The organism is Pseudomonas sp. 01L34 (assembly GCF_056400265.1).
This window is the reverse complement of the sequence record NZ_JBFTSX010000005.1, coordinates 514,267-526,906: the sequence shown is the minus strand read 5'-3', so window position 1 is coordinate 526,906 and position 12,640 is coordinate 514,267. Positions and strand designations below refer to the sequence as shown.

General features: G+C 61.3%; 10 protein-coding genes and 1 tRNA gene. All 11 read left to right on the top strand.

Features of this window, described 5'->3' with window-relative positions:
- The first annotated feature begins 36 nt into the window (after positions 1-36).
- The 11 genes from AC1DQM_RS18070 (at position 37) to AC1DQM_RS18020 (ending at position 12,401) form a co-directional block, all read left to right on the top strand.
- Entirely contained in the window at positions 37-1,104 is a 1,068-nt protein-coding gene (locus AC1DQM_RS18070) for a putative urea ABC transporter substrate-binding protein (protein WP_018926799.1), read from the top strand.
- Positions 1,105-1,121: 17 nt separating this feature from the next.
- Entirely contained in the window at positions 1,122-1,937 is an 816-nt protein-coding gene (locus AC1DQM_RS18065) for an ABC transporter permease (RefSeq protein WP_477746613.1), read from the top strand.
- A 19-nt stretch (positions 1,938-1,956) separates the two neighbouring features.
- Positions 1,957-2,745 (top strand): ABC transporter ATP-binding protein, encoded by a 789-nt coding sequence (locus tag AC1DQM_RS18060; RefSeq protein WP_477746612.1) that lies wholly within the window; start codon positions 1,957-1,959, stop codon positions 2,743-2,745.
- 12 nt (positions 2,746-2,757) lie between these two features.
- The gene (locus AC1DQM_RS18055) at positions 2,758-3,483 is read left to right on the top strand and encodes an urea amidolyase associated protein UAAP1 (RefSeq protein ID WP_064619763.1); all 726 of its coding nucleotides are present in this window, start codon (positions 2,758-2,760) and stop codon (positions 3,481-3,483) included.
- Between the two features lie 11 nt (positions 3,484-3,494).
- Positions 3,495-4,136: an urea amidolyase associated protein UAAP2 gene (locus AC1DQM_RS18050; protein ID WP_018926803.1), complete on the top strand. Its 642-nt coding sequence runs from the start codon at positions 3,495-3,497 to the stop codon at positions 4,134-4,136.
- Between the two features lie 220 nt (positions 4,137-4,356).
- Positions 4,357-8,073, top strand: a complete 3,717-nt coding sequence (gene uca / locus AC1DQM_RS18045; RefSeq protein WP_477746611.1) for an urea carboxylase — start codon at positions 4,357-4,359, stop codon at positions 8,071-8,073.
- A gap of 25 nt (positions 8,074-8,098) precedes the next feature.
- Positions 8,099-9,877: an allophanate hydrolase gene (gene atzF, locus AC1DQM_RS18040; protein ID WP_477746610.1), complete on the top strand. Its 1,779-nt coding sequence runs from the start codon at positions 8,099-8,101 to the stop codon at positions 9,875-9,877.
- 122 nt (positions 9,878-9,999) lie between these two features.
- Positions 10,000-10,218: a cysteine-rich CWC family protein gene (locus AC1DQM_RS18035; protein WP_019580865.1), complete on the top strand. Its 219-nt coding sequence runs from the start codon at positions 10,000-10,002 to the stop codon at positions 10,216-10,218.
- A gap of 33 nt (positions 10,219-10,251) precedes the next feature.
- Entirely contained in the window at positions 10,252-10,944 is a 693-nt protein-coding gene (locus AC1DQM_RS18030) for a pseudouridine synthase (RefSeq protein ID WP_477746609.1), read from the top strand.
- A gap of 316 nt (positions 10,945-11,260) precedes the next feature.
- Entirely contained in the window at positions 11,261-12,145 is an 885-nt protein-coding gene (locus AC1DQM_RS18025; protein WP_018926808.1) for an alpha/beta fold hydrolase, read from the top strand.
- A gap of 182 nt (positions 12,146-12,327) precedes the next feature.
- Positions 12,328-12,401: transfer RNA gene (locus AC1DQM_RS18020), tRNA-Gly, on the top strand.
- Positions 12,402-12,640 lie beyond the last annotated feature (239 nt).

The following is a 12,640-nucleotide window of genomic DNA, read 5'->3' as shown; positions in this document are numbered from 1 at the left end:
TTCCTGTCCGCCCTTGATCAACTGGAGAACCATCCCATGTCCCGACTTCGTTTACCCGCCCTGCTCGCCGCTGCTTTTGCAGCCCTCGTGAGCGTCTCGTCCCACGCCGCACAGAAAGACCATTTCAGCGTCTGCTGGACTATCTACGCCGGCTGGATGCCCTGGGAATATGCCGGCAGCCAGGGCATCGTCGACAAATGGGCGAAAAAGTACGGCATCAAGATCGATGTGGTGCAGCTCAACGACTACGTCGAATCCATCAACCAATACACCGCCGGCCAGTTCGACGGCTGCACCATGACCAACATGGACGCGCTGACCATTCCGGCTGCCGGTGGCGTCGACAGCACAGCGCTGATCGTCAGCGACTTCTCCAACGGCAACGACGGCATCGTGCTCAAAGGCGAAGGCAAGAAAGTCACCGACCTCAAGGGCATGGACGTCAATCTGGTGGAGCTGTCCGTCTCCCATTATCTGTTGGCCCGTGCTCTGGACTCGGTAGACCTTACCGAGAAAGACCTGAAAGTAATCAACACCTCCGATGCCGATATCTCGGCTGCCTTCAACACCGAACAGGTTCACGCCGTCACCACCTGGAACCCGATGCTCTCGGACATCAAGGCCAAGCCTGCGGTGACCGAAGTGTTCAATTCCAGCCAGATCCCCGGCGAAATCATGGACATGATGGTGGTCAACAGCGCCACCCTCAAAGACAACCCGGCCCTGGGCAAAGCCCTGACCGGCGCCTGGTTCGAAGTGGTCGCGTTGATGAACGCGAAAAACGCCACCAGCCAGGCCGCCCTCGAACATATGGCCAAAGCTTCGGGCACCGACCTGGCCGGTTTCCAGGCGCAACTCGACACCACCAAACTGTTCGCCACGCCCAAAGAAGCCCTGGCGTTCTCCACCAGCAAGCAACTGCCCGACACCATGCGCAAGGTCGCCGAGTTCTCGTTCCAGCACGGCTTGCTGGGTGAAGGCGCCAAAGACACCAGCGCCATCGGCATGGCCTTCGCCAATGGCGTGACCAGCGGCGACAAAGGCAACCTCAAGCTGCGCTTCGACCCGACTTACGTGCAGATGGCCGCCGACGCCAAGCTGTAAGACAGGAGGAGCTGGCCATGCGCCTGATCAATCGCCACCCGGATCGCCCGAGTCGCCTGCTGTTGGTGATCCTGCCGTTCGCCCTGGTGCTGTTCGCCTACTTCATGGGCTCGGCCGAACGGCTGATGGACAACCCCAACGACAAACTGCTGCCCAGTGCCGTGCAGATGACCGACGCGGTGAAACGCCTGGCCTTCACCGCCGACGCCCGCACTGGTGAATACCTGCTCTGGCAAGACACCACCTCCAGCCTGCGGCGGTTGACCATCGGCCTCGGCATCAGTGCGTTGGCCGGGCTGTGCCTGGGCATCGCCGCCGGTACGCTACCGCTGTTTGGCACACCGTTATCGCCCGTGCTGACAGTGCTGTCGATGGTGCCGCCGCTGGCGATCCTGCCGATTCTGTTCATCGTGTTCGGGTTGGGGGAGTTGTCGAAAGTGATGCTGATCGTGATCGGCATCACCCCATGCCTGGCCCGTGATCTGGAACAGCGCGCCCGGGAAATTCCGCTGGAATTGCTGATCAAGGCGCAGACCCTCGGTGCTTCAACCTGGACTCTGATGCTGCGCGTGGTGCTGCCGCAATTGCTGCCGCGCCTGCTGATCTCGTTGCGACTGATGCTCGGCTCGGCGTGGTTGTTTTTGATCGCCGCCGAAGCCATCGCCTCCACGGACGGTTTGGGTTACCGGATCTTCCTGGTGCGCCGCTACTTGGCGATGGACGTGATTCTGCCCTACGTGGCGTGGATCACCCTGCTCGCCTGGCTGATGGACTGGGGCCTCAAGCACCTGACCCAACGGGCCTTTCCCTGGCACCAAGGTGCCTCCAAATGAGTTATGAAGGGGCGCGGGCATGAGCTTCATCACAGTGAAAAACGTCTGGCAGCAATACGCCGATCAGGTGGTGCTTGAAGGGCTGAACCTGAGCGTCAACGAAGGTGAGTTCTGCACCTTGGTCGGCGCGTCGGGTTGCGGCAAATCGACCTTCCTGCGGCTATTGCTCGGCCAGGAACGCGCCAGTCGTGGCGAGATTCTGTTGGACGGTCAGGCATTGGCTGGCGAACCGGATTCGAGCCGTGGCGTGGTGTTCCAGCGCTATTCGGTGTTCCCGCACCTGACCGTGCTGGACAACGTCGCCCTCGGCCTCGAACTGCCGCGCTCGCCATTACTGGGGCGGTTGTTCGGCAGCACTAAGCAAGAGGCACGCGATCACGCCTCGGTGTTGCTGCACAAAGTCGGCCTTGGCCATTCACTGGACAAGTACCCGGCGCAGCTCTCAGGTGGTATGCAGCAACGACTGGCGATTGCCCAGGCGCTGATCATGAAACCCCGCGTGTTGCTCCTCGACGAACCGTTCGGCGCCCTCGATCCGGGCATCCGCAAAGACATGCACAGCCTGCTGCTGGAGCTGTGGCGCGAGACGCAACTGACGGTGTTCATGGTCACCCACGACCTGTCCGAAGGTTTCAGTCTCGGCACCCGCTTGCTGGTGTTCGACAAGGTCCGTGTCGACCCGCACGCCCCCGGCGCCTATGGCGCACGCATCACCTACGACATCCCTTTGAACAGCGACCGCCGCGCCAACCGCGCCGCCGTCGACGCCCTGCCGGCAACACTGGCAGGCACGCTTCGTATCGCTTAGAGGAATCTGCACATGACCGATTCGACCCAACTGTTCCCGCCGTTCGCCGAAGAAATGCTCCCCGGCGGCGGCCATCGTTCATTCGTCCTCAGACGCGGCCAATTGCTGCGCCTGACCGACCTGCGCGGCGGTGCCAACGTCAGCCTGACGTTGCTCAACGCCAACGAAAAAACCGAACGCCTGAATCTGCCCGACAGCCTCAAATGCCAACACACCGCCAAGCTCACCACCGGCCATTGCCTGTACTCGGACATGGGCCGCGTGCTGGCGGCCATCACCGCCGACACCTGTGGCTGGAGCGACAGCCTCGGCGGCGTGCTCTGCGCTGAAGAAGTCGCACAAAAATATGGCCAGGGCCGCTATCAGGAACTGCGCAACGGTTTCTTCCGCAACGGCACCGACAACTTGTTGGTGGAGCTGGGCAAGTGGGGACTGGGCCTGTCCGACCTGCTGATGACGCTCAATCTATTCAGCCGTGTGAACGTCGATGAGGCCGGCCGTTTCCACTTCGTCGAAGGCAATTCCAAGGCTGGCGATTACATCGAACTGTACGCACCGATGGACACTCTGGTGGTGCTCACTGCCCTGCAACACCCGATGGATCCGTCGCCGGAATACGCACCGAAACCGCTGAAGCTGAGCTGGATGAACGCCGATGCCAGCGTCGCCGAACACTGCCGCACCTCGCGCCCGGAAAACGAGCGCGGCTTCATCAACACCGACCGTCTGTTCGCCTGAGGATCGCTGCCATGTCACTCGCTATCGCCACCGCCCACAAGCAACCGGAAACAGCGGTCTACCGCGCCACCATCGCCGCCGGTGAACCCTGGCTGATGGAGGTCAAGGCCGGCCAGACCCTGCGTATCCTCGACCTGGAAGGCAATCAGGCGGTCGACACCTTGTTCTACAGCCTTGCCAATCCCAAGGAACGCTATGACGTGCAACGCACGTTGCGTCGGCAGAACAGCGTCTACCTGAGCACCGGCAGCGTGCTCTATTCCAACCTCGGCAAGCCAATGCTGACCATCGTCGAAGACACCTGCGGGCGTCACGACACCCTCGGCGGTGCCTGCGCGCAAGAGAGCAACACCGTGCGTTACGCCCTGGAAAAACGCTACATGCACAGCTGCCGCGACAACTACCTGCGCGCCTGCGCCCACGACGGGCGCCTGGGCAAGGGCGACATCGGGCCGAACATCAATTTTTTCATGAATGTGCCGGTGACGGCCGATGGCGGGCTGACGTTTGAAGACGGGATTTCAGCGCCCGGCAAATACGTCGACCTGCGCGCCGAGATGGACGTGATCGTGCTGATCTCCAACTGCCCGCAACTGAACAACCCGTGCAACGCCTACAACCCCACGCCTGCGGAGCTTTTGGTATGGAACTGAAACTTGCGCGTTTGCGGCGGTGGTTGTTTGCCCTGTGTCAGGCCCGCTCCGGACAGTGCCTCAAAAAGTAAAAACACCACAAATACCAATGTGGGAGCGGTGGTGTTTTGAAGTGAACTGATTCTGCCGTCGGGGACGACCCCGGCGCTCATCGAAAAACTGCGGGACGGCCCGCATCCCAGGTCGAGGCTGATGCGCTATCGCCTCCAGGGGTTATGCCATGTTCGAAAAAGTCCTCATCGCCAACCGTGGCGCCATTGCCTGCCGCATTCTGCGGACCCTGCGAGAGTTGCAGGTCAAGGGCGTCGCCGTTTACTCCGAAGCCGACGCCGCCAGCCTGCATATCCTGCACGCCGATGAAGCTCACAGCCTGGGCGAAGGCGCGGCGACCGGCACTTACCTTGCCGTGGACAAAATCCTCGCCATCGCCAAATCCACCGGCGCTACGGCGATCCATCCCGGCTACGGATTCCTCTCGGAAAACGCCGCGTTCGCCGAGGCCTGCGAAGCAGCCGATATCGCCTTCATCGGCCCCACGCCTGAGCAACTGCGCGTGTTTGGCCTCAAACACACCGCCCGCGCCCTGGCCAAACAACACGGTGTGCCGATGCTCGAAGGCACCGAACTGCTCGACAGCCTTGACGCGGCATTGATCGCCGGCGAACAGGTCGGCTACCCGGTGATGCTCAAAAGCACCGCCGGCGGTGGCGGCATCGGTATGCGCGTGTGCCGCAGCGCCGCCGAATTGGGCGAATCCTTCGAAGCGGTCAAACGCCTCGGGCAGAATAACTTCAGCGACGCCGGTGTGTTCATCGAGAAGTACATCCAGCGCGCGCGACATCTGGAAGTGCAGGTGTTCGGCGACGGCCAGGGCGAGGTGATTGCCCTCGGCGTGCGCGACTGTTCGGTGCAGCGGCGCAACCAGAAAGTCCTTGAAGAAACCCCGGCACCCAACCTGCCCGACGGCATGGCCGAAGCGCTCTGCCTTGCCGCGATCAAACTCGCCAAGGCAGTGAATTACCGCAGCGCCGGCACCGTGGAGTTCGTCTTCGACAGTGACGCCCAGCGTTTCTATTTTCTTGAAGTGAACACCCGTTTGCAGGTGGAGCACGGTGTCACCGAGCAAGTGTGGGGCGTGGATCTGGTGCGCTGGATGGTGGAACTGGCGGCCGGAGATTTACCGCCATTGAACGCATTGAGCCAAGGCTTGAAAGCCAACGGCCACGCGATCCAGGCAAGGCTCTACGCCGAAGATCCGGGGCGCGATTTTCAACCGAGCCCCGGCCTGCTGACGGCGGTAAGTTTCCCCGTCGCCGATGGCAAACACCTGCGCATCGACACGTGGGTCGAGGCCGGTTGCGAGATCCCGCCGTACTTCGACCCGATGATTGCCAAGGTCATCCGCTGGGCGCCGACTCGCGAAGAAGCCCGCGCTGACCTGCTCCAAACCTTGGGCGACAGCCTGTTGTACGGCCTGGAAACCAACCGCGATTACCTGCGACAGATTCTGCTCGATGCGCCCTTTGCCAGCGGCCAGCCATGGACCCGTTGTCTGGAAGCGCTGGTCTACCAGGCCAACACCTTCGAGGTGATCAGCGCCGGCACCCAGACCAGCGTTCAGGACTATCCGGGGCGTCTTGGTTACTGGGCGGTGGGCGTGCCGCCGTCGGGGCCGATGGACAGTCGTGCATTGCGTTTGGGTAATCTTTTACTGGGTAACGATGAAGGCGCAGCGGCCCTGGAAATCACCATGAGCGGGCCGATGCTGCGCTTCAATTGTGATGCGGTTGTGGCGGTGATCGGTGCGCAGATTCCATTGACGCTGAACGGCGAAGCGGCACCGATGAACACTGCGCTGCTGATTCCGGCCGGGGCCACAGTACATCTCGGCACAATCGCCGGTGCAGGCGCTCGCAGCTATCTGTGCCTGCGCGGCGGCCTGCAAGTACCGGATTACCTGGGCAGCAAAAGTACCTTCACCCTCGGTCAGTTCGGTGGCCATGGCGGTCGTGCGTTGCGTGCCGGGGACGTGTTGCATGTGCCAGCCTTGATCGACCGTAGCGCGGGTGTTCAATTGCCTGATGAGCAGGTCACCGAGTTGCCGGCCGTGCGGCAAATTCGGGTGATCTACGGCCCCCATGGCGCGCCGGAATACTTCACCGAACACTACATCGGCACCTTCTTCGCCACTCAATGGGAAGTGCATTTCAACTCCAGCCGCACCGGTGTGCGGCTGATCGGGCCGAAGCCGGAATGGGTACGGGCCGACGGTGGCGAAGCCGGGTTGCATCCCTCGAATATTCACGACAATCCGTACGCCATTGGCGCGGTGGATTTCACCGGTGATATGCCGGTAATCCTCGGTCCCGATGGTCCGAGCCTCGGTGGGTTCGTCTGCCCGGTGACGGTGATCGAAGCGGATCTTTGGCAGCTCGGGCAGCTCAAGGCTGGAGACAAGGTGCAGTTTTTGCCGGTCGATCTGAAAACCGCTCGCTCTCTGGCAATGCAGAACCATTGTGGCGAGGGGGCTTGTCGGAACGCCGCATCGCCCCGTTCGACTGCGAAGCAGTCGCCAATCAGTCAACTCGATACATCTGATGCTGCGCGATTGCAGGTATTGGGGGCGCTTCGCGACCCAACGGGGGCAAGCCCCCTCGCCACAGGTAATGTGTTCCCACAGGGGATTGTGTCGCCTGTGGTGCTGGATATCGGGCAGGACGATACGCGGCTGGTTGCACGCCTTTCGGGCGACACGCATTTGCTGCTGGAAATCGGCGCACCGGAACTGGACCTGGTACTGCGCTTCCGCGCCCACGCGCTGATGCAGGCATTGGAAAGCAAACAGCTGCATGGGGTGATCGACCTGACGCCGGGCATCCGTTCGCTGCAGGTGCATTACCAACCGGAGCAACTGCCGCTTGCCGATCTGCTGGGCATCGTCGCCGGTGAGTGGGACGCCGTGTGCGCCGCCAAAGACTTGCAGGTTCCCTCACGCATCGTGCACCTGCCGCTGTCGTGGGATGACCCGGCCTGCCAGTTGGCCATCGAGAAATACATGACCACCGTGCGCAAGGACGCCCCATGGTGCCCGAGCAACCTGGAGTTCATCCGCCGCATCAACGACCTGCCGAACCTCGACGAAGTGCAGCGCACGGTGTTCGACGCCAGCTATCTGGTGATGGGGCTCGGCGATGTCTACCTCGGCGCTCCGGTCGCCACCCCGCTCGACCCACGGCATCGTCTGGTCACCACCAAATACAACCCGGCCCGCACCTGGACCGCTGAAAACTCGGTGGGCATTGGTGGCGCCTATATGTGCGTATACGGCATGGAAGGCCCCGGTGGTTATCAATTCGTCGGCCGGACCTTGCAGATGTGGAATCGCTACCGCGAGGTCGCCGCGTTCGATGGCAAACCGTGGCTGCTGCGGTTCTTCGATCAAATCCGCTTCTACCCGGTAAGCGCCGATGAACTGCTGCGCATTCGACGGGATTTCCCGCTCGGGCGCTTCGCGCTGAACATCGAGCACAGTCAGTTGAACCTGGCGGATTACCAGGCGTTTCTGGCGAAGGAAGCCAACAGCATTGCGGCGTTTCGAGATCAGCAAAAAGGTGCGTTCAACGCCGAGCGCGAGCGCTGGATCGCCAGCGGTCAGGCGCATTTCGACAGTGAAGAACCGACGCCGCAAGTGACCGAAGAGGCGCTGTTGGCCGACGGTCTGCAGAGCATCGACAGCCACATCGCCGGCAACCTCTGGCAGGTTCAGGTGGAGGTCGGCAGCCAAGTGGTCGCCGGTGATGTGCTGGTGATTCTGGAGTCGATGAAGATGGAAATCCCGCTGCTCGCGCCCATGGCCGGTGTGGTGCGCGAGATTCGTGTGCAACCGGGCTCGCCAGTGCGCGCCGGACAGCGCGTCGTGGTGCTGGAACTCGACTGAAGCCATTTCAACAAGGATCTGAACCATGAACATCAATCTGCAACTCGACGCCCTGCGCAACGCTTACCGTGATGGCCACATCACGCCTCGGCAACTGCTGCCGAGCCTGCGGGAAAAAGCCGCGGCGCTGAACCCGGACTATCACTTGTTCATCCATTTACTCAGCGCCGAGGAACTGGAACCGTACCTCGCCGCCCTCGATGGTCGTGACCCAGGCAGCCTGCCGCTGTACGGCGTGCCGTTCGCGATCAAGGACAATATCGATCTGGCGGGCATTCCGACCACGGCGGCGTGCCCGGTGTTTGCCTACGTGCCGGAGCGTTCGGCGACCATCGTCGAGCAACTGCTGGCGCTGGGCGCGATCCCGCTGGGCAAGACCAATCTCGACCAGTTCGCCACCGGCCTCAACGGCAGCCGCTCCCCGTATGGCGCTTGCCCGAACAGCGTGTTGCCGGAATATCCGTCGGGCGGTTCCAGCGCCGGCTCTTCACTGGCGGTGGCGCTCGGCGTGGCGAGTTTTGCCTTGGGCACCGACACCGCAGGTTCCGGGCGCGTACCGGCGGCGCTGAACAATCTGGTCGGTTTGAAAGCCACCAAAGGGCTGATCTCAACGGCCGGGGTGGTTCCGGCCTGTCGCACGCTCGATTGCGTCACGACCTTTACGGCCACGGCTCGGGAAGCCAGTCAGTTGTTGGCACTGACCGCTCATCTCGACCCACGGGATGAATACAGTCGCAGCAATCCGCTGTGGAATGACGGCTCGGCCTTCGGCACGCCGCGCGCGTTTCGTTTCGGTGTGCCCCGTGCGCAGGACCTGGCGTTCTTCGGCTGCCCTGAAGGCCCGTTGTTGTTTGGCGACGCCATCGACCAACTCAAAGCCCTGGGCGGTGAAGCGGTCGAACTGGATTTGTCGCCCTTCCTGGAAGCGGCGCGGTTGCTCTACGAAGGGCCATGGGTGGCCGAGCGTTACAGCGTGGCCGGCAAATTGATGGAGCAAAATCCTCAAGCCGTGTTGCCAGTGATTCGTGCCGTGCTGGCCAAGGCCCCGGCGGTGACCGGCGTGCAAACCTTCCGCGCCCACTACCGACTGCAAGCCTTGAAGGCGCTGTGCGACAGAGCATTGGTGGGCCTCGACTGCGTGCTGACGCCAACCATTGGCCGTCCGGTGACATTGGCGGAACTTGCCGCCGAACCGGTACTGCGCAACTCGGAACTGGGCTACTACACCAACTTCATGAACCTGCTCGATTACGCTGCCGTCGCCGTGCCCAGCGGATTGATGGGCAATGGTTTGCCATGGGGCGTGACCTTGTTTGGTCGCGCGTTTACCGATCAGTATCTGTTGAGCGTGGCAGATGCCCTGCAACGTCAGCAGGGCCTGGCGTCACCCGCACCGGCCGCCATCGCGCGCAATGACCGGGCACGACTGGTGGTCTGCGGCGCGCACCTGGAGGGGCTGGCGCTGAACTGGCAACTCAAACAGCGTGGAGCGCGGCTGGTAGAAACAACTCAGAGTTCTCCCGATTATCAGCTGTATGCCTTGGCCGGCGGCCCACCGTATCGCCCCGGCATGGTCCGCGTTAAAGAGGGCGGCGTGGCGATTGCGGTGGAAGTATGGGAATTGCCTAGCAGTGAGCTGGGGTCGTTCCTCACCGGGATTCCTGCTCCACTGGGACTGGGCAAGGTGCAACTGGCGGATGGGCGTTGGGAGAGCGGGTTTATCTGTGAGCCGTATGGGCTGGACGGGGCGGTGGAAATCAGTCATTTGGGCGGGTGGCGGGCGTATTTGAAAAGCCTGGGTTGATCGCCTGATCACCGGCAAGACTCCTTCAGGAATGTGCGAGCGTTAGCTTGCACATGGCGGCTTGCGGGACGATCATGCGCAGCTCGGGCCAAGCAAACCGGCCATTACCAAATGACCCTTTCATGAATAAGCCAGACCTCTGCCCGGCCTGTGGCGCTTCCAACGACTGCAGCCTGGCCGACCCTCGAACCGTCGATCGTGCCTGCTGGTGCTACGGCGTCAGCATCGACCCGGCGGTGTTCGAAACGCTGCCGGCCGAGCTGCGCGACAAGTCCTGCCTGTGCCCGGCCTGCGCCCGGGTCGAGGCGCAGTTGCAAGCAGCCGCCTGGCCGATCACGTAACATACGCAGCCCTTTTCCCACCGATCCCTGGCCATGCGCGTTGACCGTTTCCTCAGCAACCTGCCCCGCTTCAACCGCAAGCAGGTACGCCTGTTGCTGGTGGAAAAGCGCGTCAGGGTCGACGGAACTATCGTCAGCGACCCTCACGCCGAGGTTCTCGAGTTCAGCCGCGTGGAAGTCGACGACGAAGTGCTGCAGGTCGGTAAACCGGCCCGCTACTTCATGCTGTACAAACCGCCCGGCTGCGTCAGTGCGACCCGCGACCCGCAACACCCGACGGTGCTCGACCTGATCCATGAAGCGGACAAGGATGACCTGCACATCGCCGGTCGCCTGGACTTCAACACCACCGGCCTGATGCTGATCACCAACGACGGCACCTGGTCGCGACGCCTGACCCAGCCACAGACCAAACTGCCCAAGGTGTACTACGTCGAGACGGAGCAGGAGATCACTGCCGACTACGCGATCACGTTCGCCAAAGGCCTGTACTTCGCCTTCGAAGACCTCACAACCCAACCTGCCGAACTGGTCTTGCTCGGGGCAAAATCGGCGCGCCTGAGCATCGTCGAGGGCCGTTATCATCAGGTAAAACGGATGTTCGGCCACTTCGACAACAAGGTATTGCGCCTGCACCGCGAACGCATGGGGCCGCTGCTGCTCGACGACGCGCTGAAGCCCGGCGAATACCGGCCGTTGAGCATCGAAGAGATCCGATTGATCTAAGCCGACGACCGCTCAGCAGAAGTTGTCGAACATTTTTCGAAAGATACTTGCGCGATGACGTGACCCCTGCTTGAATCAGGACGTCGGCGCAAAATGTGACCGACGAGTCACCAAAACTACTCTAAGAAACTTTTTGCCGGCAGAGAACCCTCAGGTTCCGCCTTCCCCCGGCAAACTGCCCGCTTATAACAATACCCGTCGACCGGCGTGCAATGGATCGACATGGGCCTTCAAAAATTCCAGGCGTATGCCTACCTGTCACAAAGCTCGTGCAATCTGATTTGCGCGCATACCCGCTTGCCAGGAGTCTTATGTCATGAGGCCAGAAATCGCTGTGCTGGATATACAGGGTCAGTATCGGGTTTACACGGAGTTCTATCGCGCAGACGCCGCAGAAAAGACCATCATTCTGGTCAACGGCTCGATGTCCACGACTGCGTCGTTTGCCCAAACCGTGAAAAACCTTTATCCGCAGTTCAATGTGGTGTGCTACGACCAGCCCTACGCGGGCAAGTCCAAGGCTCACAACCTGCATGAGAAAATGCTGACCAAGGAAATCGAAGGGCAGATCCTCCTGGAGCTGATCGACCACTTCGCCGCCGAACACGTGCTGTCGTTCTCCTTTGGTGGCGCCGCCACGCTCGTCGCCCTCGCCCACCGGCCACGGCGCATCGAAAAGGCTGTGATCAGTTCGTTCTCGCCAGTGGTCAACGAGCACATGCTCGACTACCTTCAGCGCGGTGTCGATTACCTCGGCAACCGGGACGGTGACCGCGTCGGCCATCTGGTGAACAGCACCATCGGCAAACACCTGCCTTCGCTGTTCAAGCGCTTCAACCACCGTCACGTCAGTTCGTTGGCCGAACACGAATACGGGCAGATGCACTTCCACATCAGCGACGTGCTCAACAGCGACCGCAACTGCTACCTGAACGCGGCAAAGAAAATCAATGTGCCAGTGCTGTTCATGAACGGCGAATGGGACGAGTACACCGCCCCCGCCGATGCCAGGCTGTTCGCCGGCCATGTACAACACAGCACCTTCAGCACCCTTCAGGCCACCGGCCACTTCCTCGACATGGAACACAAAACCGCTTGCCAAGACAGCCGTAACGCACTGCTGGGCTTCCTGAAACCGACGCAACTCGAAAGCCGACCGCGTTACCAGTACGTCCAGGACCACCATGCATTTGCAATCTGAAACAGAGTCATCGCGAGCAAGTCCCGCCCTACTGTGTTGAACGCACTCCCGTAGGCGCGAGGCTTGCCCGCGAATGACCGCCAAGCGGTCCCTGTTTGTGTTTCACCCGGCGCTAAAGCCATCGCGCATAAAGAAAAACTTCAAATCCGCGCTCACATCTGGTACAAAGTCAGCCGCTCTGAGCGGGTGTCGTATAATGGCATTACTCCAGCTTCCCAAGCTGATAACGAGGGTTCGATTCCCTTCACCCGCTCCAATCAGATTTCAGTCTCACGTCGTTTCTTGACGGGGGATGCAAGTAAAGAAAAAACCGGCCTTGATGGCCGGTTTTTTTGTGCCTGGGATTTGGGGGCCCTCCAGTCCTTGACACCTCCGGCCCCGCATACTAGCGAATGCTATACTTCCTACGGATTGCATGAAGTGTGCAACGTTCCCCACGGGCGCAGATACCGACTGCAAATCTCAGTTTACGGCTGCGGGACAGAGGAGGCCTAC

Excerpts from the sequence above, each read along its gene's own strand:
- AC1DQM_RS18030 (WP_477746609.1), top strand. The coding sequence starts at position 10,252 with ATGCGCGTTGACCGTTTCCTCAGCAACCTGCCCCGCTTCAACCGCAAG.
- atzF (WP_477746610.1), top strand. The coding sequence starts at position 8,099 with ATGAACATCAATCTGCAACTCGACGCCCTGCGCAACGCTTACCGTGAT.
- AC1DQM_RS18025 (WP_018926808.1), top strand. The coding sequence starts at position 11,261 with ATGAGGCCAGAAATCGCTGTGCTGGATATACAGGGTCAGTATCGGGTT.
- AC1DQM_RS18035 (WP_019580865.1), top strand. The coding sequence starts at position 10,000 with ATGAATAAGCCAGACCTCTGCCCGGCCTGTGGCGCTTCCAACGACTGC.
- AC1DQM_RS18065 (WP_477746613.1), top strand. The coding sequence starts at position 1,122 with ATGCGCCTGATCAATCGCCACCCGGATCGCCCGAGTCGCCTGCTGTTG.
- AC1DQM_RS18060 (WP_477746612.1), top strand. The coding sequence starts at position 1,957 with ATGAGCTTCATCACAGTGAAAAACGTCTGGCAGCAATACGCCGATCAG.
- AC1DQM_RS18050 (WP_018926803.1), top strand. The coding sequence starts at position 3,495 with ATGTCACTCGCTATCGCCACCGCCCACAAGCAACCGGAAACAGCGGTC.
- uca (WP_477746611.1), top strand. The coding sequence starts at position 4,357 with ATGTTCGAAAAAGTCCTCATCGCCAACCGTGGCGCCATTGCCTGCCGC.
- AC1DQM_RS18070 (WP_018926799.1), top strand. The coding sequence starts at position 37 with ATGTCCCGACTTCGTTTACCCGCCCTGCTCGCCGCTGCTTTTGCAGCC.
- AC1DQM_RS18055 (WP_064619763.1), top strand. The coding sequence starts at position 2,758 with ATGACCGATTCGACCCAACTGTTCCCGCCGTTCGCCGAAGAAATGCTC.